Consider the following 24,816-nt stretch of genomic DNA (forward strand, 5'->3'; position numbering starts at 1 on the left):
ATGGCAGATCTCGTCGTACTCGGATTCTCGGACAAGGAGAAGGCGGACGCGGTGCTGCGGCTCGCCAAGGACCTGTCCCACCAGGAACTGCTCGATCTGGACGATGCGGCGCTGGCCTGGCGGACCATGGACGGCAAGATCCATGTCCGCCAGTCGTACAACCCCACCGCGACGAGTGCGGCCGGTGGTGCCCTGTGGGGCACACTGTTCGGGATGCTGTTCCTGATGCCGGTGTTCGGCGCGGCGGTCGGCGCGGCCACCGGTGCGGTCGCCGGCAAGCTGACCGACGTCGGCATCAACGACGCCTTCGTCAAGGAGATCGCCGGCACCCTCGAACCGGGCCGGGCCGCGGTGTTCGCGCTGGTCCGCCGCTCCACACCGGACCGGGTGCGGGAGGCCGTACGCCCCTTCAACCCCAGCGTGATCCGTACGTCGCTGACGAAGGACCGCGAGGACGAGCTGATCGCGGCGCTGCACTCGGCGTGAGTGGCATGTCCGGGGGAACTTCACCCGGGTGAAAGGGCGCCCGCCGCACTGCTCCTTCCACCGTGTCCGCCCCACACTTGCCTGAGCCGCACCCTCCCGCTCCGAGAGCGAGGTGCCGCCCATGGACACGAGCCCGGAGGAGCAGCGCGGCGGGCCCCTGTTCACTCCCTCGGTCACGGTGCCCGCGCTGCCGCGGTGGCTGGTCCCCCGGCCCCGGCTGACGGACCGGCTCTCCGGTGGCGTCCTCGGGCCGCTGACCGTGGTCGTCGGTCCGGTGGGCGCCGGGAAGACGGCGCTCGCCGTGGAGTGGGCGCACACCGGCCGGCCTCCCGGGCCGGTGGCCTGGGTGACCTGTGACGGCCTCGACGAGCAGCCCGGCGTCTTCTGGCCGCGCGTGATCGACGCGCTCGGCGCGGTGGGCGCGGACGTGGCGCCGTCCGCGCCGGCGTCCGGCGGTCCGCTGCTCGTGGCCGCGCTGACGGCCGGGCTGACCGCACGGCACGACCCGGTCGTGCTGGTCCTGGACGACTTCCGGACGGAACCGGGCTCACCGACCGCCGAGACGGTGATCGGCCTGGTGCGGCACGCGGCCCCCGCACTGCGGCTGGTGGTGCTCGCGCGCCGGGACCCGCCCCTGCACCTGCACCGTTTCCGGCTGTCCGGCGAACTCACCGAACTGCGCACCTGCGACCTCGCCTTCGACGACCGGGAGACGGCCGCGCTGCTCGCCCAGCACGGCGTCGAGGTGTCCCGTCAAGTGGTGAGCACCCTCAGGAAGCGCGCGGACGGGTGGGCCGCCGGTCTGCGCCTCGCGGCCATGTCCATGGAGAAGCAGTCCAGTCCGGAGAAGTTCGTGGCGCAGTTCGCCGGGGACGACGAGGCGGTGGTCAGCTACCTCGTGGATGAGGTCCTCGACGTACAGCCCGAGGGCATGCGGCGGCTGCTGCTGACGACGAGCGTTCTGGAGCTGGTCAACGCCGAGCTGGCGGCCGAGCTGGCGGGCGAGGAGGCGGGGGGCCACTTCGCGGCGCTGGTGCGGGAGAACTCCTTCCTGCAGCCCGCCGGACACGGCTGGTACCGCTGCCACCGGATGTTCGCCGACGTGCTGCGGATGTGCCTGCGCCACGAGACACCCGGGCTCGTGCCCGAACTGCACCGCCGGGCGGCGGCCTGGCTGGGCGAACACGAGCTGCTCGCCGACGCGGTACGGCACTGGCTCGCGGCCGGCGACCACGGCAGCGCCGGCCGGCTGATCGTCCGGCAACTGGCGGTCGGGCAGCTTCTCGGGCTGACCGGGAGCCGCCTGCCGGACGAGCTGATCCGGCAGCTGTCCGAGGCCCCGCAGGCGGACGAGCCCGAGTCCGCGCTCGTCGCGGCGGCCGCCGCCCTGGCCCATGGCGACGACGCGGCCGGTACCGGCTCCCTGGAGCGCGCCGCGCGGCTCGTCGGGGAGCTGCCCGCCTGCCAGGAGGACCGGATCGTCCGCTGCCGGCTGACCCATGCCGTGATCCGCATGGCCCAGCAGCGCTCCCGGCACCCGGATGCCGCTGGGTCCGCGGCTGCCGAGGCGGAGTCGCTGTGCCCGCGGCTGACGCGGGCGACGCTGGCGGCCCACCCGGAGATCCCGGCACTCACCCTGGCGATCCGCGGCCAGGGCCAGCTGCGCGACGGCAGCCTCCAGGCCGCCTCGGTCTCCCTCTCCGCGGGTCTCAAGGCCGCGTGCGCCGCCGGGAACGGGGTGCTGCGCCGCGACTGCCTGGTCGAGCTCGCCCTGCTGGAGGCGTTGCGCGGGCGGTTCCGCGCGGCCGGCGAACTCGCCACGCACGCCTCCCAGCCGCCCCTGCCGGCCTGGACCGCGGGGGACCGCTCCCGCTCCGCGCTGCACGTCGTCCACGCCTGGATCGGCCTCGCGCGCGGCGAACCCGCGCAGGCGCGTCGCGAACTCGGGTATGCGCGGGCCGCTTTGAGCAGTGCGCCCGACCCGTTCGTCGCGGAGATCTGCTCGCTGGCGGCGGGGCTCGCCAAGACGGCGGAGCAGAACGGTTCATCGGCCGGCCGGTTCGGTGACACCGTGGCCGACTGCCGGCTGCCCGTGGGACTGCTGCGCACGGTGGGACCGGTGTGTGCGGCGGTGCTCGACTCGTCCGGTGGCTCACGTACCCGCGTCCTGACCCGTCCCGAGCCGGCCCCCGTGGCCCCGGACCCGGTCGAGCGGCTCAGCGCGCGGGAACGGGAGGTGCTCGGCCGCCTCGCGCAGATGATGACGACCGAGGAGATCGCCACCGACCTGTACCTGTCGGTCAACACGGTCAAGACGCACCTGAAGAGCGTCTACCGCAAGCTCGCGGTGACCCGGCGGTCGGCCGCGGTCCGGCGGGCCCGCGAGCTGAAACTGCTCGTCGGCGAGGGCGATCGCTGCCCCCCTACCGGAGGAGCCCCCGTTCCCGGGCCTGGTACAGCGCCTCGGCCCGGGAGTGGGCACCGAGCTTGCGGTACACCGCGCGGGTATGGCTCTTGACGGTGTTGTACGACACGAAGAGGTCGTCGGCGATCCGCCGCAGCGGAAGCTCCGTCCGCAGCGCCCGGAGCACGGTCAGTTCGCGGTCCGTCAGCGGCTCGGCCGCCGCCGGGTGCGGTACGGCACGGCTTCGCCGGGGCGCCGACACCAGCACCGCCGCCGCCTCGTCCACCAGCGCCTCCGCGGCCCGCGCATCGCCCAGTCCCTCCGCGGTCTCCACGAGGATGTCGGCGATCCACATCAGGCAGGCCGTCACGGCCGTGTCCGCCGCCCCGGCGTCGCAGCCCAGTTCCCGTAACCGGCCGCGCAGGTCGGTCACCCGTCCGGCACCTCGGGACCCGGCCGGAATCCGGCATCTTCGCGCGGCACGGAGCGCAGCAGGCATGTCCTTACCTCCCGGCGGCAGGCGGTACCCGCTCAGCGTCGCGCGGGACAGGTCGGTATTGGAAGATGCCTTAGAGCCTGTCTTTGAGCCCCCGTCGGGGCGCAGGCGGGGGTTCAAAGACAGGCTCTTACGGCCCTTCGGCGCACGTGTTCCGCCCGCCGGAGCCGCCCGGAGCGGGCAGCCGGCGGACCTCCAGCAACTCCAGTCCCAGCGCCTGGATACGGTCGAGGACGCCGTACAGCGCGGCCTGGTCGAGACCGGCCCCGTACAGGACCGTCTCGGCCGGGCGCAGCCGGACCGTCAGCTCGCCGAAAGCCGATGTGAGGGCAGCTCCGACCCTGCCCCGGACCCGGATCTCGAAATCGCCGCCGCCGGACGGCGTTCCCGCTCGCTCGGGCCCCGCACCCGCCTGTGCGCCCATGGCGTCACCTCCGCTGGGGCGGACTGGCCTCCCCGCCATTGTCGCCGGGCGGCGCGGCCCGGCCTCACCTCGGGCGGGTGACGGGGAGCCGGTGCCCGCCCGGTCTCATCCTCCGCGGGTGAACCGGGCGCGGTGCCGCGTGGGGGATGCTCCGGCCCACCGAGCAAGGAGGTGCAGGCATGACCGAGCAGATGTCGGCAGGACAGAGCCGGCAGGGCGCACCGGGACCCGAGCCGCACGTATCCCCGGTCGCGCTCGGCGGAGTCGTGTTCGCCGTGTGCATCATGGCCGTCATCGGGTCCTACCACGTGATCGCGGGGCTTGCCGCGATCATCGACCACAACTTCTACCGGGCGCAGCAGAACTACGCCTACGACTTCAGCATAAACGGATGGGGGTGGCTGCAGCTGGTCTCCGGCCTCGTCGTCGTCGCGGCCGCGTTCCAGGTCTTCAACGGCCGTACCTGGGCGCGTGCCGTCGGCATCGGGGTCGCGATCTTCAGTGCGCTGGAGAACTTCTTCTTCACCCCGTACTACCCCGTGTGGTCGGCGATCATCATCGCTCTCGACGTCCTGGTGATCTGGTCCCTGGCCACCTACGGCCACCGGGAGGCGCACAAGGCGTACAACGCGCCGCTGTAGGCAGGCCCGCCGGGCCCCGGCGGAGGTCCGTCAGAACCGTCCGCCGCCTGCCCCGGCACCGCGCCGTTCCCCGCGGGCTCCGCGCCGGTACAGCCCCAGCCTGACGATCAGCCGCCAGTCCAGCGGCGGCCGGGCCGGCCGCACACCCGGCCGTCGCCGGGGCACCAGCACCCGCAGGGCCAGCGGCCGCACCTCGCAGTGCACCGGCACGCGCAGCCGCAGTGCCTCTCCGTCGACGCCGACCGGGATCCGCTCCTGATCGGCGTCGACGACGACGTGCGCCGCCGTCACCCGCGTCAGACCGGCGGACCGCCCGCCCCGCACCAGGCCGGCGGCGTGCGCCGCGCTGCTGACCCGCACACCGACGCAGCCCAGTACACCGCCGTCCAGGCGCGCCCGGCGCCCCAGCCCCGCGATGTCGCCCGTACCGTACGGGTTGTTGCTCACCAGCAGGGCCTGCGGGCCGTCGAAGACGTGCTCCCCGGCGCGTGCCGTGAGCTGCCCGCCCCGGTGGCCCATGAGCAGGTCCGGCAGCAGTTCCAGGGTCGTACGGGACTTGCCGTCGCGGTACGAAGGGCTCTGCACCACCTCGGCGTAGGCGCCGAACGACACATTGTTGACGAAGGGCCGGCCGGCGGCCCGGCCGAGGTCGACGCGGAGTTCCACGCCGTCGTGCAGGGCGTCCAGGGCCTTCGACGGGTCGTCGCGGTCCAGGCCCAGGTCGAGGGCGAAGTGGTTGCGCGTACCGGCCGGGATCACCAGGAAGGGCAGGCCGAGAGCGGCGGCGACGTCGGCGACCAGGGCCTGGGTGCCGTCCCCGCCCGCGACACCGAGCAGATCGGCGCCGCCGGCCGCGGCCTTGCGGGCCAGCTCGGCCACGTCGGTCTCCCCCGGCCCCTCCAGGAGCAGCACTTCGGCGCCCAGGTCCCCGGCCTTCTCGGACAGCCCGAACCGGCCGACCTTGCCGCCGCCCGAGCGCGGATTCATGATCAGGACGGGGTGGCGGAACTCCGGTGCGGGCCGCTCGGGCATCGGGACCGGCCGGTGGTGCAGGACGAGGGCGGCCCGGCCCGCGCCGACGGCGGCCAGCCACAGCCCCGCCGACAGGGCGGCGACCCAGGCCAGATGGGCGCCGGTGAACTCCAGGGCGACCCACGCCGGGGCGGCCAGGGCCAGCAGGAAGGCGAGGACCCGCAGGACGCCCCGCCGGCTCAGGGCCCACCAGACCGCGGCGGCCGTGACCACCAGACCGGCGAGTCCGACTCCCACCAGGGCGAGCGTGCGGATTCCCGCGAACACGCCCAGCACCAGCACCGCCGCGGCGGCGGCCGCCAGTGACGCCCGCGCCAGCCACCGCTGCCTTCGCATGGTCGGTTCCATGCCGCCACCGTGCGCCGGACGGCCGGTACGGGCATCACCCGGGCAAGGCGACCCCGCGACGGCCCGGCGCACCGGGCCAAGGGGAAACGGACCGGCCTCCACCCCTGGCCACCGCGGAGTTCTCCCCCCGCCACCCGCCTCACACCGCCCGGGTGATGGCGAACCGGCCGTACGGGCCGAACTTCGTGTCCCCAGGAGGGAGCCGCTATGTCCGCCACCGAGCACACCCATCTCACCGCCCAAGAACGGGCCGCCCTCGGCCGGGCGGCCCGCACGCTCGCGCCGCGCTCCGGCCACGCTGAGTTCGCCCCCGCCGCGGACCGGCCCGATCCGGTCGCCGTGCTCGAACGGCAGTCGGCGAGCAGGCTCCCGGAGCTGATACCGATCCGGTACGGGCGGATGCTCGAATCCCCGTTCCGCTTCTTCCGCGGAGCCGCCGCCATCATGGCGGGCGACCTGGCCGCCATGCCGTCCACCGGGCTGACGGCCCAGCTGTGCGGGGACGCGCACCTGCTGAACTTCCGGCTGCTCGCCTCCCCGGAGCGGCACCTGGTGTTCGACGTCAACGACTTCGACGAGACGCTGCCCGGCCCCTGGGAGTGGGACGTCAAGCGGCTGTCGGCCAGCCTCGTCATCGCCGGCCGCGCCAACGGCTTCGGCACGCCGGAGCGGTCACATGTGGTCCGGGAGACGGTCCGCGCGTACCGCGAGGCGATGGCCGCGTTCGCCGGGATGCGCAACCTCGACGTCTGGTACGCCCGGATCGACGCGGACGAGCTGCACGCCACACTGGGCGGAGAACTGGGCAAACAGGCCCGACGGCGGGTCTCCCGGGCCCTCACCAAGGCCCGCACCCGCGACCACCTCCAGGCGATGGAGCGGCTCGCCCACTCCGTCAAGGGCGAACTGCGGATCACGCCCGACCCGCCCCTCGTCGTACCGCTCGGCGACCTCCTCCCCGGCGTCGAACGCGACCGCCTGGAGCAGCAGTTGCGAGAGCTCGTAGACCGCTACGCGCGGACCCTGCAGGCCGACCGGCAGGCGCTCCTCGCGCAGTACCGCGTGGTCGACATGGCCCGCAAAGTGGTCGGCGTCGGCAGTGTGGGGACCCGCTGCTGGGTCCTGCTGCTGCTCGGCCGGGACGACGCGGACCCCCTCTTCCTCCAGGCCAAGGAGGCGCAGGAGTCGGTCCTCGCGCCGCATACCGCCCCGGACCCCGGTGTGAACCAAGGGGAACGGGTCGTCTCCGGGCAGCGGCTGATGCAGGCGGCCAGCGACCTGTTCCTCGGCTGGGAACGGGTCGAGGGGCTGGACGGGCGGCAGCGCGACTTCTACCTGCGCCAGCTGCGCGACTGGAAGGCCATCCCCCAGGCCGACACGATGTCGCCCGACGTCATGTGCCTGTTCGGCCGGCTGTGCGGCGCGACACTGGCCCGGGCCCACGCCCGGTCCGGCGACCGCGTGGCCATCGCCGCCTATCTGGGCCGCTCCGACACCTTCGACCGCGCGCTGGCACGGTTCGCCGAGAGCTACGCCGATCAGAACGAACGCGACCACCGGGCACTGGCCGAGGCGGCGCGCGACGGCCGGGTGGCCGCGAGGTCAGCCTGACGGCTTGGACGGGTTGGACGGCTCGGGCGGCATCCCCAACCGGCGCCGGACGGCCTCGGTACGGGCCAGCACCCGGCCGACGGCGATGCCGGACACGACGACGGCGAAGAAGAGGATCAGCCAGGACAGCAGCGTGAAGACGGAGCCGAGCGGCCCGTACCGCTCGACGCTCCGGGCCAGCGTGCGCGGCAGCCAGATCCCGGACAGCAGCGAGAACGTCACCACGCCCACACCGGTCAGCAGTGCTCCCGGCAGCAACGGCATCCAGGGCACCCGCCCGGCGAGCAGCAGATGCTGGGACCACCACCACATCAGGACGGCACCGGCCATCTGGAGGGGCACTCCCAGGGCAGGCCCCGCGCCGAAGGCGCGGTGCAGCAGCCCCTGGCAGAGGAGCGCCACGATCCAGACCACGAGCCACAGTGCCCAGCGCCACGCCACGATCCGCGCCCCCGCGTGCGGCAGGCGCCAGGAACGTTCACACACCCGCTGGAGGACCCGCGTGAAGGCCGTGGCGGACAACAGGGCGACCAGCACGCCGGCCACTCCCCAACTGTGCAGCGCCTGCTCCCGGTACCCGTAAACCTGCTCGGCCTGCGCCAGGAGGGGGCTGCCCGATCCGAGCAGGGAGCGCAGCGACCGCAGCAGTTCCTGCCGTACCGCGTACGGGCAGAAGGACGACACGGCGATGAGCATCGGCAACGCGGCCAGGAATGCCTGCGCCGCCAGCCGGGTCGCGAGGTCCAGGACGTTGACGCTCACCAGCTGCCGTACGACACGTCCCGCCAACGTCCGGTCGAGACCGGTGATCGCCATGGCGCAGCCCTCTCGCGGCAGGGAATCCGGCCCGGCCAGCCTCACAGCCGGCCCTCCGCCGCGTGTCGCCCGCCGAGGGTGAGGGGAGGCGGCGGGGCCGCCCCTGCGGGGGCGGCTGCCGGCTGTCGGCGGCGACCTGGGCGCCGGCATCACCTCCCGGCTCGGCGAGGCCCACCCCGAGGCGGTGGTGGGCATCCATCTGATGGCCGTCGCGAGCCCGGTCGCCCACGACCTCACGGAGTTCTTCCGCGCACACCGGTGACACCACGAGGTACACGAGGTACGGCCCTTACCCCCCTTGGTTCCCGCCGTCGTCCGTGACGTCGTCGGGAACCCACCGCAGTACGTCACCGGGCTGGCAGCCGAGTGTGCGGCAGATCGCGTCGAGCGTCGTGAACCGCACCGCCTTGGCGCGGCCGTTCTTCAGTACGGCGATGTTGGCGGGCGTGATGCCGACGGCGTCGGCGAACTCGCCGACGGACAGGTTGTGGCGGGCGAGCTGGACGTCGAGTTCGACGACGATCGCCATCAGACCACCTCGGCGATCTCGGTCTGCAGATCCGTCGCCTTGCGCAGGAGGCCGCGCATCACGACGACGAGCATCGCGAACGCCGCGCCCACGCCGAGGCCCGCGACCGCGGCGCCCAGCGCGCCGATGACGTCCATGCCGTCGTCGGGAGCGGGGATCTCGGCCAGCGCCAGGTGCGCGGTCACCCCGGCCGCCAGCAGCGTCGCCACGACCGAGGCGGCGATGATGGTGTCGACCCAGCGGAAGGCCCGCGGCGTGAAGATGGCGTCGCGCTCGACCATGGTGAGCAGCATCCACACGGCGGCGAGCGCGACCTGCACACAGGCGACGCCGACGATGGCCACCACGGCGTAGGGCACGGCGAACGGGGCGTACGGAGGGAAGCGGTCGACCTCATCGGCCGCCGTCCCGGGGATGACGACGGCCTGGCCGAAGAGGCCGAGCAGGAGGGCCACGGCGATACAGGCCCGGAGTATGGCGATGCAGTAACGAGGCATGTATCGATTGTCGATTGATTCCGATCGAAAAACAATCGATGGTCTCCGGCCAAGTGGCCGGTAAGCGGGCATGAGTTGGGTGCATGCGGCAGCGATCGTTACGCGTCCGGTTCCGGCACGCCGTCGTCGAAGACGACGGTCAATGGCCGCGTGCCGTCCCGGCCCGTGGTGCGCAGGCCCTCGGCGATACGGGAGTAGAAGGCGCTCGCCAGGGCCCACGTACCGTCGAGGTGACGCTCGTCGCGGGTACGGCGCAGGGCGATCAGCGCACCGATGACGGAGCGCCCGGACAGCACGGCGCGTACCCGGCCGTCGCCCTCGTCCACCAGCCCGGTCGCACAGCGGAAGTGCTCGTCACCGGCGGCACAGGCGGCGAAGAACTCCCACGTCTCGCGGTGGCACACGACGGCGACCGTCCCGGTCTGGGCCGCCTTCAGCAGCAGCACGCCGTGGTCGATGTCCTCCTGGGTGCCCGGGTCCGCAGCGGTGCCGGGGGCGGTGTCCCGGCCGATGCCGTCCTCGTGGTCGGCCACGTCGTCCTCGGCGTCCTCGACGTCCTCGGCGTCCTCGGCGTCCTCGGTGTCCGGGAGCGGAGGGAAGGGCGGCTCCTGCCCTGCGTCCACCAATTCCGGCTCCACCCACTCGGACTCCTCGTCCTCGACCTCGATCTCGTCCTCGATCTCAGCCTCGTCCTCGGCCTCGGCCTCGACCTCACCGGGGACTTCCTGCCGCTCGGCGCACTCCGTGAACTCCGTACGGAACACCGGATGCCGCGCCAGCGCGTCCAGCGACTGCTGGAGGCCCGCGATCGACTGCCGTACGTCGGAGACCTCCCGCCGCAGCAGCGACAGCGTCCGCTCCGTCCCCGCCGCCTCGCACCGCGAGTCGTCCAGCCGCCGGCCCAGCCCCGAAACCTCCTCGGTGAGCGCCTTGCGGGCGTTGAGCAGAGCCGTCATGAGATCTTTGTTGCGCCTCACCGGCACCCCCGTACGGCACGTGTTCAGACGATGTAGGCGGGGAGCCTGCCCGAGCGGGCCATGCGTTGAAGCGCGTCCGGTGGCAGCCGGTACGCACCCGTCCGAAAAGGCACTGCCCCAAGGGCGACTACGCGCCATGCGCCCGTACGCACAGACGGGCCGCGCACACCCGAACGCGGGCGCGCGTCAGGATCGCACGCCGGCCCGAGCTTGCGTGCAGGGGCCGGTCAGATCACGCGGAAGAGGTCGGCGGCAGCGTGGACGTCGGTGAAGTCCTCGATGGAGCGGAGGTTGTCGCACAGGGCGTCCAGGACCGAGTCGGCCTCGGCGGCGCGTGGGGCGCCGATGGCCACGCCGAAGACGCGGAAGCCCAGCAGGTGTTTGGCGGCGTTCCAGCCGCGCATCCACTCCTCGGTGACGTCGCATTCGTCGTCCGTGAGCATCACGATGTCGCCGCGTCGGCGTGCCGCGTCGTCGAACTCCTCCGCCAGCAGTTCGCGGGCGACCGTCAGCGGCGCCTGGTAGCTGGTGCCGCCACCGAGGAAGGATTCCGCGAAGTCGAGGGTCCGGGTGAGGCCGGCCGGCTCGTCGGCCGGGAAGCGGAAGACCCGGATCTTGTCGGCGGCGGAGAACAGGATGCCGACGAAGTCGCGCCCAGCGTGGCGGGCCTGGTCCAGCAGCGCCAGGGCGCACGCCTTGGCCCATGCCTCCCGGGTGCCTCCGCCGGGCCCTTCGGTGTACATGGAGTGCGAGGTGTCCACGCACGCGATGATGGCGCCCTGGCCGGTGGTCTGCTCGCCCTGGCTGTCGTAGAGCATCAGCTCTCCGGCGGCGTAGCGGGCGGCGAACACCGCGCGCAGTTCGGGCAGGCCGAGGTTGGCCAGTTCGGAGGGGATGACGCGGGAGAGGTCGTCGCCGAGCGTGACGCCGACCAGTTCCCCGGCGGTGTTCTCCACCTTGCGGGCGCGCTCACCGGCGGCCATCTGCCGGAAGCGGCCGATCAGTTCGGCCCACTGTGCGAGCCGGCTGGTGCGCAGCCGCTCGGCGAGCCGGGCGCGCTGGTCGAACGGCATCCGTTCCAGCTCGCCGGCGTCGACTCCCCATGCGCGCATCAGCGCGGCTTCCTCCCGCACGCTCTCGGTGGCCTGCGCCACCGCGTTCCGGGCGGCGGTGCGGGTGCCGGGGGCCGCCGCAGCGAGGGCCTGTGCGGCGCCCTGGGCGGCTTGCCGCGCGGCGGCCTCGGCGGTCTCGGCGGCTTGGATCGCCTGCTGGACGGCGTCGGCGGCCGGGGTCGGCACGGTGCCGTTCCCGTCGGCCGCGTCGGCGGCCTGCCGCAGTGCCTCGCCCACGGCGGTTGCCGCGCCTTCGGCGCCCTGCCGGGCCTGCTTCGCCTGCTCGGCCCGTTCCTGGGCGTGCCGGTGGCGCTCCAGCATCCGGCGCAGCTCGGCGGACTGGGCGAGTACGGCCATGGCTGCGGCGTACGGGTCGCCGGCCGTCTCCCGGTGCAGTTCGGCGAAGTCCGGTGACTCCACCAGGGAAGTGATGACCTGGTGGTTGACCAGCCGGGAAGGGTCCATCTCCGCGCGCTCGCGGATCCGCGTGCCGGTCTGGTACGCGGCCAGGAACGTGTCGGCCAGGAGGTCGGCGGTGTGGTCGTGGCGGGCGTCCAGTTCCTCGGCCAGCTCGCGCAGTCCGGCCGACTGCTCGTAGGTGTCGCGCCATGTGATGCGGTCGGCCGGGTCCGCGATGACGGCCGTGGTGTGCCGTTCGGGAGCGGCGGTGGACAGGCTCAGCCACTTCCCGGCCCGGCTCGCCTGCTCGTCGAGCTGGTGCGGTGTCTCGCCCATGGCGCTGTTCCCCCGGGCGTTCAGAGCTGGGCCTGTACCGTGCTCGCGTCCACGCCGAGGGCCTCGGTGAGGACACGGGCGCGTACGGCGCGCTGGCGGCCGATGACCCGGTCGATGGCGGCGGTGGAGCGGCCTGCGCCCGCCGCCTCGTCGCGCAGCTTCTCCAGCCGCTGCCCGGTCCTGGCGAGCTTGCTGTGGGCGTTCTTGATGACCCACTCGCTCAGTGCCTCGCGGGACTGTCCGGCCATGGCGTCGAGCTGGGTCTCCAGCTCCTCGATGGTGTCGGCCAGGTCGAGCGCTTCCTTGGCGTCGGGGTTGACCAGTTGGAGTACTTCGCGTTCCACGGTCGGGCGTTCGGCCGGGGAGTCCCACAGCACGTGGGTCAGCACCGACAGGTCGGTTTCGGCGACCGCGGGGCGGCCGTCGAGGTACGCGGACGCCTGGAGCAGGCCCACCGCCTGCCGCCAGCGGCGGTCGGAGGCGATCAGTTCCTTGCGGCGCAGGGCGGCCCGCAGGGTGCACACCGCGTCCACGATCGTGTCGGGTACGGCCACGGCCGGGACGTCCCGGGTCACGGCGTGCTGCAGGGCGGCCAGTTCGATGCTGGTCCGTACGGGTGCCGCGGGACGGCTGACGGCAGAACGGACCAGCGCGGCGAAGTTCGAGGGGTCTTCCAGGTATCCGACCTCGATCCGTACCAGCAGCCGGTCGTAGATCGCGGCGCAGTCCTCGCCGGCGGGCAGTTCGTTGCTGGCCGTGATGGCCCCGATCAGGGGGCAGTGGATCGGTTCGCCGCCGCTCTCGGGGTGGTAGATCCGCTCGTTGAGGTAGCCCAGCGTCTCGTTCAGCGCCGCCGTGGAACATTTGAAGATCTCGTCGATGAACGCGACATGGGCGGTCGTGGCGCGGCCGTCGTAGACCTGGCGGTACTCGCCCCGGGCCAGCGCGGCGACGTCGATGGGGCCGAACATCCTGGTCGGCGCGGTGAATTTCGACAGGAGGATCTCCCAGTACGCCGCCCCCTCGATCCGGCCCGTGAGTTCCCGGGCCAGCTCGGACTTGGCCGTTCCGGGCGGGCCGAGCACCAGCGAGTGCTGCCCGGCCAGCAGCGTCACCACCAGTGTCCGTACCACGTCGGCCCGTTCGTAGAAGCGGTCCGACAGCTCGTCGCTGATCGCCCGCAGTCTGCCGGCCGTGTCCTGCGCGTCCTGTGCGCCCATGTGCAACTCCATGCCTGCAACGCCCCGTCGGGCTGGTGAAACGGTTCTTCTCCCCTGGCTACGGCACGGCGGCAAGCAGCTGGGGGTGGCAGTGAGCGCGCCGGGCCGTACCCGGAGACGGCCCGCCGCCCGAGCAAGATATCCCGGGAACCGGACAGCGCTTCCGGGCCCCTCCGCCAGCGCCGCCCGGCCGCCGGCGCGGACGCGGCGTCCGTTCCGAGTCCGTGTCAGGACACCGGCTCCCGGGGGCCGAGGACCATCCACTGGGCCGGCAGGTCGATCCGTACCCCGTCGGCACGGTGCTCGGTCATCACCAGGTCGATCTCGCCGCTCGCCAGCACCGGCAGGCCGAGATCGCGGAAGAAGCCCGGTACGGCGGCGTCGTCCGCGTCGGCGGGGGTCAGGCCGTGCGCGAAGATACTGGCCAGCTTGGGCGGCGGACCGTCCGCGCCCCCGGCCGCGTGCGCCAGGACCTCCTTGGCGCGGGAGAGCAATTCGACGACGAACGCGCGGCCGCGGCCGCCGATCAGGGTCGCGACCGCGGCGGCGACCGCCGGGCGGGCGTCCGGTTCGCTCTGGTGGATCACCGCGCGCAGGTAGACGTTGGCGTCGCCGACGCGCTCGTGCAGGCGCCGTACGGCATCCTGGTCGGCAGCGTTCAGCTGCTCGAACCGGGCGGTGCCGCCGGGGTCGGCCCGCCGGGCGTGGGCGACGGCGGCCTCGGCGAGGTCCACGCCGATGGCCCGGGGGAAGTGCCGGGCCAGGTAACGGGTCTGGGTGCCGGTGCCGCAGCCCAGGTCGACCACGGGCAGCGAGGCGTCAGCGAAGGGGGCCAGCAACGGCAGGTGGCGTCCGGCGCCCAGCTCGGCGGCGCAGTCGAAGATGGCCGCGCCCGGAGCGTCCGGCGTGTCGCGCCAGTAGCTCTCCCACGCCGCACGGTATCGCTCCGACACATCCATACGCCCTCCCGGCTCCGACGGTACGTTCCTGCCTCTGGTTATCTCCGGTGCACCGGTGTGGCAAGCGGGGCGTGCGGACGTTCAGCCCTGCCAGTACGGGGAGGCGCGGCGGGCCAAGGGTGGGTGCCAGGCCCCCAGGCACGGTCCGTCCTGGTGACGGCGGCTGCCGTGGGCCAGCCTTTGGAGGGCAGACACACGGCCCCCCGAAAGGCAGCACAGCATGCAAGCGAACACTCCCGCGCGGACGAACACCGGCCCGGCTACGGGCGTCGGCGGTCACGGCAGCGCGGACGCCGCCGCCCCCGGCAAGGTCGTCCTGATCACCGGGGCGAGCAGCGGCATCGGTGCGGCCGCCGCGCGGCGGCTGGCCGCGGACGGGCACCGGGTCTTCCTCGGTGCCCGCCGTACCGACCGGCTGGAGGAGCTGGCCGGGCAGCTCACCGACGACGGCGGCTCGGCGGCGTACCGGAGCCTGGATGTCACCGACGCCGCGGACGTGCGGTCCTTCGTCGAAGCGGCGCGCGCCACGTACGGACGGGTGGACGTCCTGGTCAACAACGCCGGTGTGATGCCGCTGTCACCCCTGGAGGCGCTGCGGACCCAGGAGTGGGACCGGATGCTCGACGTGAACGTCCGCGGCGTGCTGCACGGGATCGCCGCCGCGCTGCCCGTGATGCGCGACCAGGGCGGCGGGCACTTCGTGAACATCGCCTCGGTCGGCGCGTACGAGGTGTCGCCCACCGCCGCGGTCTACTGCGCCACGAAGTTCGCGGTGCGTGCCCTGTCCGAGGGGCTGCGCCAGGAGTCCGGGGGCGACATCCGCGTCACCGTCGTCTCCCCCGGCGTCACCGAGTCCGAACTGGCGGACGGCATCGGCGATCCGCTGGCCCGGCAGGCGATGCGGGCCTACCGCGCGGTGGCCCTCCCGGCGTCCGCGGTCGCGAACGCCATCGCCTTCGCGGTCGCCCAGCCCGACGACGTCGACGTGAACGAACTCGTCGTACGACCGGCCGCGAGCGCCCAGTAGCGCCCTGGCGGCGCGGCCGCCGTGGGAGCCGTCAGGTCAGCGAGCGGAGCCACTCGGTGAGGATGCGGTTGACCTCTTCGGGCCGCTCCTGCTGGATCCAGTGCCCGCAGTCCTTGAGTACGTGACTGGCGGACAGGCCCGGGAGCGTGGTGGGGAACGCCTCGATGGCGTCGGCCAGCCAGGTCGTGGAAGCGTCGCGGTCGCCGCCGATGTAGAGCGAGGGCTGGGTGATCGGCGCGCCGTCCCAGGCGGCGAGGTCCTCCCAGTCCCGGTCGACATTGCGGTAGCGGTTGAGCCCGCCGGTGAGGCCCGTCCGTTCGAACTCCTCGGCCAGTTCGTCGAATGCGGCCTCGGAGAGCCAGCCGGGGCGGACACCGCGGACGAACCGGTCGGACATCTTCTTGCCCGGTGGGACGAAAAAGCAGCCCGGGACGGCTTCGGGGCCCATGGTGTCGGCGGACAGGCTGGCGTAGCAGCCCGCCAGCCAGCCGCGTACGTCGGGCTCGATCTCCGCTTCCGCGCGGCCCGGCTGCTGAAAGTAGCTGACGTAGACCTCCTCGTCGCCGCTCATCATGGCGAAGGCGTCCGACGGACGAACGCCGTTGCGGGGCGCGTAGGGCACGCCGAGGAGACCGACGGCGGTGAAGATGTCGGGCTCGATCAGTGCGGTGTTCGCGGCGATGGTGGCGCCCCAGTCGTGGCCGACGACGGTCGCGGTCCGCTCCCCCAGGGCGTGTACGACCGCGACGTTGTCGGCCACGTGCGCCGTCATCCGGTACGCCGCAACGTCGGCGGGCTTCGAGGAGCGCCCGTAGCCGCGCACGTCGACGGCGACGGCGCGGAAGCCCGCGGCGGCCAGGGCCGGAAGCTGCCGGCGCCAGGAGTGCCAGGTCTGGGGGAATCCGTGAAGCAGCAGGACCAGCGGGCCGGTGCCCTGCTCGACCAGGTGGATACGGCCGCCGGGGACTTCCACCAGCCGGTGTGCGGCCCGGTGGGTGGTGCTGCCGGCCTCGGCAAAGGTGGGGTCATCGGTGCGCTGGTGCATCGCGGGCTCCTCGCTCGGTGGTCCGGCGGCGTCGGCTTCCATCGGCCGCCACCGGAATCATCCTCGGCGGGCGCGCCTTCTCCCCAGCTTCTTTGCCGGTTCGGCAAAGCGTCCGCGGGCGGTGCGGGGGCGCCGCACGGGGTGTGCGGCGCCCGTACCGTACGGACGGCGAGGCGCGCGGACCGTGCGGTCAGCGTCCCGGACCGGCCGCCGCGGGCTCCGCGTCCGCCAGGGACCGCAGCGCCGTCGGCAGCGCCTCGGCGTGCACCACGCCCAGCCGCTGTGTCGCCCTGGTGAGGGCCACGTACAGGTCGCTCGTACCGAACCCGGCCGGTTCGACGACGAGCACGGTGTCGAACTCCAGGCCCTTGGCCTGCCGGGGGTCGAGCAGCACGACCGGGCAGGTCAGGTCGAGGGCCGCGCCGGTGGACACGTCCGGCAGGGCGGCGAACAGCGCGGCGGACAGCGCCGGGTGGTGGGACCGCGGGGCGATGACCGCGAGCCGGCCCTCCCCCGTACCGTCGCTGCCGCTCTCCGCCGCGTCCGCCGGACGCGACGCCGCGACGCCTGCCGTCTCCCGTACCACCGCGTCGGCGACCGTCCGCGGCAGGTCGCTCGCGGCGGTGCCGAGGGCCCAGGGCCGTACGCCGGTGGAACGGATCGAACGCGGCGGCTCGAACAAGGCGTTCGTCGCACGGGGCACCTCGGCCGCGACGTCCATGATCTCGCTGGGCGTACGGTAGTTGACGCCCAGCCGGACCAGGTCCCAGCGGTCGTCCACGTACGGCGCGAGGATCGACTCCCAGGTGCCGCAGCCGCCCGGCTCCGCGGTCTGCGCCGGGTCGCCGACCAGCGTCATGGAGCGGGTCGGGCAGCGGCGCATCAGCAGCCGCCACATCATCGCGGACAGCTCCTGTGCCTCGTCCACGATGATGTGGCCGAAGGCCCAGGTGCGGTCGGCCGCGGCCCGTTCGGCGGCGCTGCGGTGGTCGGCCTCCTCGTGCCGGTCCGCGAGCCGGTCCGCGTCGATCAGGTCGTGCGCGGCCAGCACTTCGGAGTCCTCGTCGTCCTTGTCCTCGAACTCCTGCGTGCGGGAGCCGTAGGAGAGGTCGAGCACGCCCTGGGCGTACTTGATCCGCTCCTGGCGCTCCGCCTCCTCGGCCGCGCGGGCCGCGGAGTCGTCCTCACCGAGGAGTTCGGCCGCCTCGTCCAGCAGCGGGATGTCCGCGGGCGTCCAGTCGTCGTCCTCCGGCCAGGGGCCGTGGTGGCCGTTGGTCCGGCGGATCGCGTCCGCGTCGGCGTCCGGGAGGTGGACGGGGTCGGCGAGGAAGTCGGCGACCAGTTGCTGCGGGGTGAGTTCGGGCCACAGTTCCTGGATGGCGGCGTGGACGTCGGGGCTGGCCGCGACCGCCTTGCCGAGCTGGGCGATGTCGTCCGGGCCGAGGAGGTTCGGCCCGCCGTACGGGTCGGCGCCGATCCGGTCGGCCAGTTGCGCGGTGAGCGCGTCGATGACGTGGAAGGCGAAGTACGGGCGGGCGAGGTTGTGCGGCAGCCCGGTGGCGCGCGCGTGCTCCCGGGCGGCGGCCGCGATCTCGGCGTCCAGCAGCAGTTCGCCGTCCTCGTGGTCGATGGCGCGGACGGGGTCGGGCAGGGCCTGCCGGTCGCGTACGTACCGTGCCAGCGCGTCCGCCATCGCGGCGCCGCCCTTGACCTCGGCGGCGCGCACGGTGTCGGTGCCGGTCGCGGTCACGCCGGGGAACAGTTCGGCGGGCGTGGCGAGCAGGACGCCCGTCTCGCCGAGCGAGGGCAGCACCTCCTCGATGTAGCCGAGGAAGGCCGGGTTGGGGCCGACGATCAGCACGGCGCGGCGGGCGAGGTGCTCGCGGTGCGCGTACAGCAGGTACGCGGCGCGGTGCAGGGCCACGGCGGTCTTGCCGGTGCCCGGGCCGCCCTCCACGACCATGACGCCGTGGTGCGGGGCGCGGATGATCCGGTCCTGTTCGGCCTGGATGGTCTGCACGATGTCGTGCATCCGGCCGGTGCGGGCGGCGTCGAGGGCCGCCAGCAGTACGGCGTCCGCGTCGGAGCCCTCGTGGCCGGTGCGTTCGGTGTCGGTGAGGTCCAGGATCTCGTCGTGCAGGGCGGTGACGCGCCGTCCCTGGGTGGTGAGGTGGCGCCGGCGGCGCAGCCCCATGGGGGTGTGGCCGGTGGCGAGGTAGAAGGGGCGGGCGACATCGGCCCGCCAGTCGATGACCATGGGCGTGCGGTCGGCGTCGTCGCGGCGGATGCCGATCCGGCCGATGTGGTGGTCGGCGCCGTCACGGAACGCGAGGCGGCCGAAGCACAGGCCGTTCTCCCCGGCGTCGAGGGCGGCCAGCAGCCCGGACTGCTCGGCCACCGTCACATCGCGCTCCAGCCGCGCCTGGAAGTTGTTCCCCTCCAGCGGCAGCGCGCGCTGAACGGCGGCCTCGGTTCCGGCCCGCAGTTCGGCGAGGCGCTCGTAGAGCAGGTCGGTGAATTCCTGCTCGCGCCGCAATTCCTCGTTTGACAATTCAGCTCCGCTCCGATACCGTGTTCTCTAGTGGCGAGTCATGCATGTAAGAATTAGCAAGACATGCAAACGCCCAATATACGCAGAGATTCACCCCGGCCGTCAATACGGACCGGGGCTTTTTGTTGTGCGGGTGGGGTGCGGGAGCCACACACCTGCAAAGGCGAGACAGATTGCAGAGAAGTCTCTGCAACCCCTATGCAGAGACTTCTCTGCACCTTAGGCTGCCGCCATGTCCGCCCAGCCTGAACACACCCCCGACCAGCCCTCCGACCACACCGCCGCCACCCGTCCCACGCATCCCCGCCCCGCCCGCCGCCTGGACGCCCGCAGCCTGCGCGGGCTGGCCCACCCACTGCGGATGCGCATCTTCGAACTGCTCACCCTCGACGGGCCCGCCACGTCCGCCCGGCTCTCCGCACGCCTCGGGGAGAACACCGGTACCGTCAGCTGGCATCTGCGCCACCTCGCCGAGCACGGATTCATCGAGGAGGAGACCGGGCGCGGCACCAGACGCGAGCGCTGGTGGAAACGGGTCGACGTCACCAACGACCTGAACACCGCCGATTTCCGTGACGATCCCGATTCCCGGGGCGCCCTCTCGGTCTATCTGCACGAACTGGTGCAGCAGTACTTCTCCCGGGTCACCGATTACGTCAACGAGGACTGGGACGAGACCTGGCGGCAGGCCGGGACCGTGGCGGACCGGCACGATCTGCGGCTGACGCCCGGACAGCTCGCGGCACTGAACGCGGATCTTTTCGAGGTGATCGCCCGGCACACTCCGGCCCCGGATGCCGTGGCCGCGCCGGACGCGCTCCCCGTCGTCGTACAGCTCCAGTCCTTCCCGCGCAGAGAGCGGGGCGACGCGTGAGCCGGAACGCGGAACGGCAGGCCGGTCTGCTGCGGCGCCACCGCGACTTCCGGCTGCTGTGGTGCGGCGAGACCGCCGGCAAGTTCGGCGCCTCGGTGACCGGCGTGGCGATGCCGCTGGTCGCCGTGTCCACCTTGCACGCCGGGCCCTTCGAGGTGGGGATGCTGAGCGCCGCCGCCTGGCTGCCCTGGCTGGTCATCGGTCTGCCGGTGGGCGCCTGGGTGGACCGGCTGCGGCGCCGGCCGGTCATGCTGACCGCCGCCGCGGTCTCGTGCGTGCTGTTCGCCGGTGTGCCGGTGGCCGCGTGGTGCGGCCTGCTGAGTACGGGCCTGCTGCTGACCGTCGCCCTGCTGACGGGTACGGCGACGGTGTTCTTCCAGACCGCCTACACCGCCTATCTGCCCAGCATCCTCGCCCCTGACGACCAGGCCGAGGGCAACGCCAAGCTGCACGGCAGTGCGTCCGCCGCGCAGGTCGCCGGGCAGGGCTCCGGCGGTCTGATCACGCAGGCGGCGGGGGCGGTGAACGGGATGTTCGCGCAGGCCGCGACCTTCCTCGTCGCGCTGCTGTGCCTGTCCGTCATCCGGCACCGCGAGCCCCGCGCCGAGCGGACGGAGCGGCGCCCGGGAGCGCTCGTCGGAGAGGTCGGCGAAGGGCTGCGGCTGATCGCCGGTGACCCCTGGCTCCGTACGCTGGCCCTGTTCGGCGCCGCCTCCAACCTGGCCCTGATGGGGTACCAGGCCGTCCTGGTGATCTTCCTCGTCCAGGACGTCGGCCTGTCCCCCGCGGTGGTCGGCGGTCTGGTCGCGACGACCGGCGCCGGAGGTGTGGTCGGCGCCTTCCTCGCCCGCCGGGCCGCCGCGCGGGTGGGGACGGCCCGCGCGACGCTGCTGTTCGAGTTCGGGCTGGCGCTGTTCGCGCTGCTGATCCCGCTGACCACCGACGGCGCCGGGGTCGTGTTCTTCATCGCGGGCGGCTGCTGCGTCGCCGCGGGCGTGGTGGCCGGCAACGTGATCAAGGCGGGTTTCCAGCAGCGCTACTGTCCACCGCACCTCCTCGGCCGCGTCACCGCCGGTTCGACCTTCCTCGGTTACGGCACGATCCCGCTCGGCGCGCTGCTCGGGGGCGCGCTGGGCTCCGTGCTCGGACTGCGCGCGGCCATGTGGATCACCACGGCGGGCATTCCGCTGGCCGCCGTGTTCCTGTTCTGTTCGCCGCTCCGGCGGGCCCGCGACCTGCCGACGTCCCGTCAGGAGCCGCACGCCACCGAGTTGGTCCAGACCTATTGACGGCCCCGGCGGGCCACCCTACGGTTCGGGCAACGCAACGCGCAGCACCCCCATCACCCCCCGCGCACCACCGGCACCACGCATCCCTGCGCCGCGCACCACCGGCACCGCGTACCCCTTCCCCGTACGCCGCCCCATCCGCGCGTCACCTCCCCACGCTCCACCGGTACCCCTCCCCAGTCACCGCCGGCCACGGCCGGAAAGGAGCACATCATGTTCGGTCGGGCGTTCCGCCTGCTCGGAACCGGCCTGGCGACGGCCTGCGCCGTCTCGCTGCTGACCGCCGCGGCGCCGGGCGCCGCGCCACGGGAGACCACCTGCCCGGTCAAGTCCAGGCCCGCGGGCAAGGTGCTCCAGGGCTACTGGGAGAACTGGGACGGCGCGGCCAACGGCGTCCACCCGCCGTTCGGCTGGACCCCGATCACCGACCCCCGTATCCGCGAGCACGGCTACAACGTGCTCAACGCCGCCTTCCCCGTCATCCGCCCGGACGGCACGGTCCTGTGGGAGGACGGCATGGACGCGACGGTGAAGGTCGCGACTCCGGCCGAGATGTGCGAGGCCAAGGCGGCGGGCCAGACGATCCTGATGTCCATCGGCGGCGCCGCGGCCGGCATCGACCTCAGCTCCAGCAAGGTCGCCGACCGGTTCGTCGAGACGGTCGTGCCGATCCTGAAGAAGTACAACTTCGACGGCATCGACATCGACATCGAGACCGGCCTCACCGGCAGCGGCAACATCAACACGCTGTCGGCCTCGCAGGCCAACCTGATCCGGATCATCGACGGTGTGCTCGCCGCGATGCCGTCCGACTTCGGCCTGACGATGGCGCCGGAGACCGCGTACGTCACCGGGGGGAGCGTGACGTACGGCTCGATCTGGGGCGCGTACCTGCCCATCGTGAAGAAGTACGCGGACAACGGCCGGCTCTGGTGGCTGAACATGCAGTACTACAACGGCAGTATGTACGGCTGCTCCGGCGACGCGTACTCCGCCGGCACCGTCCAGGGCTTCACGAAGCAGACGGACTGCCTGAACAAGGGCCTGGTGATCCAGGGCACGACCATCAAGGTCCCGTACGACAAGCAGGTCCCCGGCCTGCCGGCGCAGCCGGGGGCGGGCGGCGGCCATATGTCACCGGGGCTGGTGGGCCAGGCGTGGAACACCTATCGCGGCGGGCTGAAAGGTCTGATGACCTGGTCGCTGAACTGGGACGGCTCGAAGGCGTGGTCGTTCGGGAACAACGTCAAGGCGCTCCAGGGACGCTGATCCCGAGCGGGTACGAGGGCGGGTCCGGCCGGGCGGCCGGGCCCGCCCTCGTACGGGCTCAGCTCTCGCCCTCCTGGGAGGGGTGCAGGCCCAGCATCTCCAGGAGCATCTTCAGCTCGTCGGCGTCCCGGGCCTGGCCGGCCAGGGTCAGCCGGGCCTGCCGCCGTACGGTGTCCGCCTCGGTGTCCTGGGAGGCGGCTGCCGGGTCGGTCTGGTTCTCGCTGCGGTGGTCTTCCTTAATCATCGCCACCATTGTCCCATCTCCCCGGAGTGCGCCGGCGCCCCGGGGCCCGGGGCGGGAGAGCGGAACCCCCACCGGCGTTCCCCGACCGCCTCTTCGATGAATTCTGAACGCACCTTCAGAAGAATCCTGAACTCGCCTTCAGAAAATTCGGATTCCGCTTCGGCGCCCCGCGCCGACCCGCCGGGCGCCGGTAATTCTGAAGAGGCTTTCAGCTTCCGGAAAACTCCGGAAAGTTTTTGACCGGGCCGCAATGGCGTGCCATCATTCTTTCCGGTGCCGGCCGGACGAGGCCGCGCAATCTTGTGCCGAAGAATTCGAGGAGGTGGTCGTTGTGCTGTACGGCGATCCTCCCAGTCCCGCTCGCCGACGTTCCTGCTGACCGGGCCGTACGGCCCGCGGCTTCCGTCTGCCGGGCAGCGCGCCCGCGGGGCGAGTTCTTCGCCGCCGCGCCGGCCTGCCCGCATGAATTCTTCCGGGTACCTCCATGACGAAACTCCGCCAGTTCCCGTCCGGCGGCGCGATACGCGCTGCCCGAATGCGTCCCGTCGACATCCTGATTCTCTGCGGTGTCCTCGCACTCTTCTATCTGGTGGCCCGTGTCGGGGCCACCACCGGCCAGCCTTTCCACCCCGGAAATCCGCCGGCCGTCTCCACCGATCCCGGACGGCTGCCGTACTACGCGGCGCGTTCCGTTCTGCGGATGTTCGCCGGGCTGGTGCCCGCGGTGCTCTTCACCTTCGTGTTCGGCACGTGGGCGGCACGCTCCCGGCGGGCCGCCAAGGTGATCGTCCCGGCGATCGACATCCTGCAGTCCGTACCGGTCCTGACCTTCCTCAGCATCACCGTCACCGGCTTCGTCGCCCTGTTCCCGCACTCCACGCTGGGTCTGGAATGCGCCTCGGTCTTCGCCGTCTTCACGGCGCTGGTGTGGAACATGGCGCTGGCCTTCTACCAGTCGCTGACCACCCAGCCCAGGGAGCTGGACGAGGCGGCCCGGCTGATGGGGCTCACCCGGTGGCAGCGGTTCTGGAAGCTGGACGTGCCCAGCGGCATGATCGCCCAGGTCTGGAACGGCATGATCAGCTTCGGTGCCGCCTGGTTCGCGCTCAGCGCCTCCGAGACGATCAGCGTCAACAACCGGGACAACGCCCTGCCGGGCATCGGCTCGTACGTGGCCCAGGCGCTGGACGACGGGGAGGGCTCCCGGGTCGCCCTGGCCGTCCTCGTCATGATCGTGACGGTGGTGTCGGTCAACTTCTTCTTCTGGCGGCCACTGACCGCCTGGGCCGAGCGGTTCCGTACCGAGGAGTGCGAGATCGCCGAGCAGCCGCGCAGCTGGTTCCTCCAGCTGCTGCGCCGCTCGACGCTGCCCGGCCGCCTGGCGCGCGCCCTGCGCCCGGCCGGTGAACGGCTCGACCGCGCGATGCGGGTGCTGGGCACCGGCCGCGGACGGCTGCACCACGACGCCGCCCGCCGCAGGCAGGCCGACCTCGTCTTCTCCGTGCTCTACGCCGTGGCCGTCGCGGCGATCGGGTGGCAGGCGTTCTCCTACGTCCTCGCCCACGTGCCGCTGCCCGAGATCGGCCACGACGCCGTGCTGGCACTGATCACCTACGGCCGGGTGCTGCTGCTGGTCGCCTTCTCGACCGTGGTGTGGGTGCCCATCGGCGTATGGATCGGGATGAACCCGAAAGTCAACCGGTTCGCCCAGCCGGTCGTGCAGGTACTGGCCTCTTTCCCGACCAACTTCGTCTTCCCGCTCGCAGTGATCGTCCTGGGCGCCTCCGGCATCTCGCTGAACTGGGGCTGCATCGCCCTGATGGCGCTGGGCGCCCAGTGGTACGTGCTGTTCAACGTCATCGCGGGGGCCGGCGCCATCCCCGGCGACCTCCGCGAGGCCGCTGCCGACCTGGGTCTGCGCGGCTGGCTGCGCTGGCGGAAGCTGATCCTGCCGGCCGTCTTCCCCTCGTACGTCACCGGGGCGCTGACCGCGTCGGGCGGCGCCTGGAACGCCTCGATCCAGGCGGAGACCGTCAGTTACGGCACCACCACGCTCACCGCGGCCGGCATCGGCGCGTACATCCAGCAGGCCACCGCCGACGGCGACTTCGCCCGCAACTTCCTCGGCGCCGTCCTGATGAGCGTCTACGTCGTCGTCATCAACCGGCTGTTCTGGCGGCGGCTGTACCGCTTCGCGATGAAGCGCTGCGCGCTGTAACGGCCCCCGTCA

The 24,816-nt window shown here is 72.6% G+C and carries 22 protein-coding genes; 9 read left to right on the forward strand and 13 right to left on the reverse strand.

What is annotated here, in order from left to right; translation table 11 throughout:
* Both ACZ53K_RS21800 and ACZ53K_RS21805 read left to right on the forward strand, forming a co-directional pair.
* On the forward strand, positions 1–486 hold the full coding sequence (locus tag ACZ53K_RS21800) for a DUF1269 domain-containing protein (RefSeq protein ID WP_468839009.1): 486 nt from the start codon (positions 1–3) through the stop codon (positions 484–486).
* A gap of 121 nt (positions 487–607) precedes the next feature.
* The gene (locus ACZ53K_RS21805) at positions 608–3,004 is read left to right on the forward strand and encodes a winged helix-turn-helix domain-containing protein (protein WP_468839012.1); all 2,397 of its coding nucleotides are present in this window, start codon (positions 608–610) and stop codon (positions 3,002–3,004) included.
* On the opposite strand, the gene ACZ53K_RS21810 is transcribed toward ACZ53K_RS21805, so the two are convergent.
* Both ACZ53K_RS21810 and ACZ53K_RS21815 read right to left on the reverse strand, forming a co-directional pair.
* A complete protein-coding gene (locus ACZ53K_RS21810; RefSeq protein ID WP_468839014.1) occupies positions 2,910–3,323 on the reverse strand; it encodes a response regulator transcription factor in 414 nt (137 codons plus the stop codon). The two genes, ACZ53K_RS21805 and ACZ53K_RS21810, sit on opposite strands and share 95 nt — an antisense overlap.
* A 193-nt stretch (positions 3,324–3,516) precedes the next feature.
* On the reverse strand, positions 3,517–3,810 hold the full coding sequence (locus ACZ53K_RS21815) for a hypothetical protein (protein ID WP_468839017.1): 294 nt from the start codon (positions 3,808–3,810) through the stop codon (positions 3,517–3,519).
* Positions 3,811–3,989: 179 nt separating this feature from the next.
* On the opposite strand from ACZ53K_RS21815, the gene ACZ53K_RS21820 reads away from it, so the two are divergent.
* Complete coding sequence (locus ACZ53K_RS21820; protein WP_468839020.1) at positions 3,990–4,451, forward strand: DUF7144 family membrane protein; 462 nt, start codon at positions 3,990–3,992, stop codon at positions 4,449–4,451.
* A gap of 30 nt (positions 4,452–4,481) precedes the next feature.
* Here ACZ53K_RS21820 and ACZ53K_RS21825 read toward each other — a convergent pair whose 3' ends face one another.
* Entirely contained in the window at positions 4,482–5,831 is a 1,350-nt protein-coding gene (locus tag ACZ53K_RS21825) for a diacylglycerol/lipid kinase family protein (protein WP_468839023.1), read from the reverse strand.
* 207 nt (positions 5,832–6,038) lie between these two features.
* Here ACZ53K_RS21825 and ACZ53K_RS21830 point away from each other — a divergent pair, with 207 nt between their 5' ends.
* Positions 6,039–7,442 (forward strand): DUF2252 domain-containing protein, encoded by a 1,404-nt coding sequence (locus ACZ53K_RS21830; RefSeq protein ID WP_468839025.1) that lies wholly within the window; start codon positions 6,039–6,041, stop codon positions 7,440–7,442.
* Here the strand turns inward: ACZ53K_RS21830 and ACZ53K_RS21835 are convergent.
* From ACZ53K_RS21835 to ACZ53K_RS21865, 7 genes are all read right to left on the reverse strand, one after another.
* On the reverse strand, positions 7,434–8,258 hold the full coding sequence (locus tag ACZ53K_RS21835) for a YhjD/YihY/BrkB family envelope integrity protein (RefSeq protein WP_468839028.1): 825 nt from the start codon (positions 8,256–8,258) through the stop codon (positions 7,434–7,436). The genes ACZ53K_RS21830 and ACZ53K_RS21835 overlap by 9 nt on opposite strands.
* A 289-nt stretch (positions 8,259–8,547) precedes the next feature.
* Positions 8,548–8,787: a helix-turn-helix domain-containing protein gene (locus ACZ53K_RS21840; RefSeq protein ID WP_468839031.1), complete on the reverse strand. Its 240-nt coding sequence runs from the start codon at positions 8,785–8,787 to the stop codon at positions 8,548–8,550.
* Positions 8,787–9,284 carry a DUF2975 domain-containing protein gene (locus ACZ53K_RS21845; RefSeq protein WP_468839034.1) on the reverse strand — a complete coding sequence of 166 codons (498 nt, stop codon included), beginning with the start codon at positions 9,282–9,284 and terminating at the stop codon, positions 8,787–8,789. The genes ACZ53K_RS21840 and ACZ53K_RS21845 overlap by 1 nt, the downstream gene beginning before the upstream one ends.
* Positions 9,285–9,382: 98 nt before the next feature.
* Positions 9,383–10,240 (reverse strand): hypothetical protein, encoded by an 858-nt coding sequence (locus ACZ53K_RS21850; protein ID WP_468839037.1) that lies wholly within the window; start codon positions 10,238–10,240, stop codon positions 9,383–9,385.
* A 248-nt stretch (positions 10,241–10,488) separates the two neighbouring features.
* A complete protein-coding gene (locus ACZ53K_RS21855) occupies positions 10,489–12,108 on the reverse strand; it encodes a VWA domain-containing protein (protein WP_468839040.1) in 1,620 nt (539 codons plus the stop codon).
* Between the two features lie 20 nt (positions 12,109–12,128).
* Positions 12,129–13,328 carry an AAA family ATPase gene (locus ACZ53K_RS21860; protein ID WP_468839043.1) on the reverse strand — a complete coding sequence of 400 codons (1,200 nt, stop codon included), beginning with the start codon at positions 13,326–13,328 and terminating at the stop codon, positions 12,129–12,131.
* Between the two features lie 227 nt (positions 13,329–13,555).
* Entirely contained in the window at positions 13,556–14,287 is a 732-nt protein-coding gene (locus tag ACZ53K_RS21865) for a methyltransferase domain-containing protein (protein WP_468839046.1), read from the reverse strand.
* 220 nt (positions 14,288–14,507) lie between these two features.
* Here ACZ53K_RS21865 and ACZ53K_RS21870 point away from each other — a divergent pair, with 220 nt between their 5' ends.
* Complete coding sequence (locus ACZ53K_RS21870; RefSeq protein WP_468839049.1) at positions 14,508–15,314, forward strand: SDR family oxidoreductase; 807 nt, start codon at positions 14,508–14,510, stop codon at positions 15,312–15,314.
* Between the two features lie 31 nt (positions 15,315–15,345).
* On the opposite strand, the gene ACZ53K_RS21875 is transcribed toward ACZ53K_RS21870, so the two are convergent.
* Both ACZ53K_RS21875 and ACZ53K_RS21880 read right to left on the reverse strand, forming a co-directional pair.
* Positions 15,346–16,359, reverse strand: coding sequence for an alpha/beta fold hydrolase (locus ACZ53K_RS21875; protein ID WP_468839052.1), 1,014 nt, complete (start codon positions 16,357–16,359; stop codon positions 15,346–15,348).
* Positions 16,360–16,549: 190 nt separating this feature from the next.
* Positions 16,550–18,895: a HelD family protein gene (locus ACZ53K_RS21880; RefSeq protein ID WP_468839287.1), complete on the reverse strand. Its 2,346-nt coding sequence runs from the start codon at positions 18,893–18,895 to the stop codon at positions 16,550–16,552.
* 247 nt (positions 18,896–19,142) lie between these two features.
* Between ACZ53K_RS21880 and ACZ53K_RS21885 the strand changes: the two genes are divergently transcribed.
* From ACZ53K_RS21885 to ACZ53K_RS21895, 3 genes are all read left to right on the forward strand, one after another.
* On the forward strand, positions 19,143–19,784 hold the full coding sequence (locus tag ACZ53K_RS21885; protein ID WP_468839055.1) for a helix-turn-helix domain-containing protein: 642 nt from the start codon (positions 19,143–19,145) through the stop codon (positions 19,782–19,784).
* Entirely contained in the window at positions 19,781–21,073 is a 1,293-nt protein-coding gene (locus ACZ53K_RS21890) for an MFS transporter (RefSeq protein WP_468839058.1), read from the forward strand. The genes ACZ53K_RS21885 and ACZ53K_RS21890 overlap by 4 nt, the downstream gene beginning before the upstream one ends.
* 213 nt (positions 21,074–21,286) lie before the next feature.
* Positions 21,287–22,342, forward strand: a complete 1,056-nt coding sequence (locus ACZ53K_RS21895; protein WP_468839061.1) for a chitinase — start codon at positions 21,287–21,289, stop codon at positions 22,340–22,342.
* Between the two features lie 58 nt (positions 22,343–22,400).
* Here the strand turns inward: ACZ53K_RS21895 and ACZ53K_RS21900 are convergent, their stop codons facing one another.
* Positions 22,401–22,586, reverse strand: a complete 186-nt coding sequence (locus tag ACZ53K_RS21900) for a hypothetical protein (protein ID WP_468839064.1) — start codon at positions 22,584–22,586, stop codon at positions 22,401–22,403.
* A gap of 484 nt (positions 22,587–23,070) precedes the next feature.
* On the opposite strand from ACZ53K_RS21900, the gene ACZ53K_RS21905 reads away from it, so the two are divergent.
* Complete coding sequence (locus ACZ53K_RS21905; RefSeq protein ID WP_468839067.1) at positions 23,071–24,804, forward strand: ABC transporter permease; 1,734 nt, start codon at positions 23,071–23,073, stop codon at positions 24,802–24,804.
* Positions 24,805–24,816 lie beyond the last annotated feature (12 nt).

This window comes from Streptomyces sp. NPDC033221 (assembly GCF_055577005.1).

Coding starts and splice junctions, on each gene's coding strand:
- ACZ53K_RS21895 (WP_468839061.1), top strand. CDS start 21,287: ATGTTCGGTCGGGCGTTCCGCCTGCTCGGAACCGGCCTGGCGACGGCC.
- ACZ53K_RS21830 (WP_468839025.1), top strand. CDS start 6,039: ATGTCCGCCACCGAGCACACCCATCTCACCGCCCAAGAACGGGCCGCC.
- ACZ53K_RS21865 (WP_468839046.1), bottom strand. CDS start 14,287: ATGGATGTGTCGGAGCGATACCGTGCGGCGTGGGAGAGCTACTGGCGC.
- ACZ53K_RS21835 (WP_468839028.1), bottom strand. CDS start 8,258: ATGGCGATCACCGGTCTCGACCGGACGTTGGCGGGACGTGTCGTACGG.
- ACZ53K_RS21805 (WP_468839012.1), top strand. CDS start 608: ATGGACACGAGCCCGGAGGAGCAGCGCGGCGGGCCCCTGTTCACTCCC.
- ACZ53K_RS21875 (WP_468839052.1), bottom strand. CDS start 16,359: ATGCACCAGCGCACCGATGACCCCACCTTTGCCGAGGCCGGCAGCACC.
- ACZ53K_RS21885 (WP_468839055.1), top strand. CDS start 19,143: ATGTCCGCCCAGCCTGAACACACCCCCGACCAGCCCTCCGACCACACC.
- ACZ53K_RS21860 (WP_468839043.1), bottom strand. CDS start 13,328: ATGGGCGCACAGGACGCGCAGGACACGGCCGGCAGACTGCGGGCGATC.
- ACZ53K_RS21850 (WP_468839037.1), bottom strand. CDS start 10,240: ATGACGGCTCTGCTCAACGCCCGCAAGGCGCTCACCGAGGAGGTTTCG.
- ACZ53K_RS21900 (WP_468839064.1), bottom strand. CDS start 22,586: ATGATTAAGGAAGACCACCGCAGCGAGAACCAGACCGACCCGGCAGCC.
- ACZ53K_RS21845 (WP_468839034.1), bottom strand. CDS start 9,284: ATGCCTCGTTACTGCATCGCCATACTCCGGGCCTGTATCGCCGTGGCC.
- ACZ53K_RS21815 (WP_468839017.1), bottom strand. CDS start 3,810: ATGGGCGCACAGGCGGGTGCGGGGCCCGAGCGAGCGGGAACGCCGTCC.
- ACZ53K_RS21870 (WP_468839049.1), top strand. CDS start 14,508: ATGCAAGCGAACACTCCCGCGCGGACGAACACCGGCCCGGCTACGGGC.
- ACZ53K_RS21905 (WP_468839067.1), top strand. CDS start 23,071: ATGACGAAACTCCGCCAGTTCCCGTCCGGCGGCGCGATACGCGCTGCC.
- ACZ53K_RS21820 (WP_468839020.1), top strand. CDS start 3,990: ATGACCGAGCAGATGTCGGCAGGACAGAGCCGGCAGGGCGCACCGGGA.
- ACZ53K_RS21800 (WP_468839009.1), top strand. CDS start 1: ATGGCAGATCTCGTCGTACTCGGATTCTCGGACAAGGAGAAGGCGGAC.
- ACZ53K_RS21840 (WP_468839031.1), bottom strand. CDS start 8,787: ATGGCGATCGTCGTCGAACTCGACGTCCAGCTCGCCCGCCACAACCTG.
- ACZ53K_RS21855 (WP_468839040.1), bottom strand. CDS start 12,108: ATGGGCGAGACACCGCACCAGCTCGACGAGCAGGCGAGCCGGGCCGGG.
- ACZ53K_RS21825 (WP_468839023.1), bottom strand. CDS start 5,831: ATGGAACCGACCATGCGAAGGCAGCGGTGGCTGGCGCGGGCGTCACTG.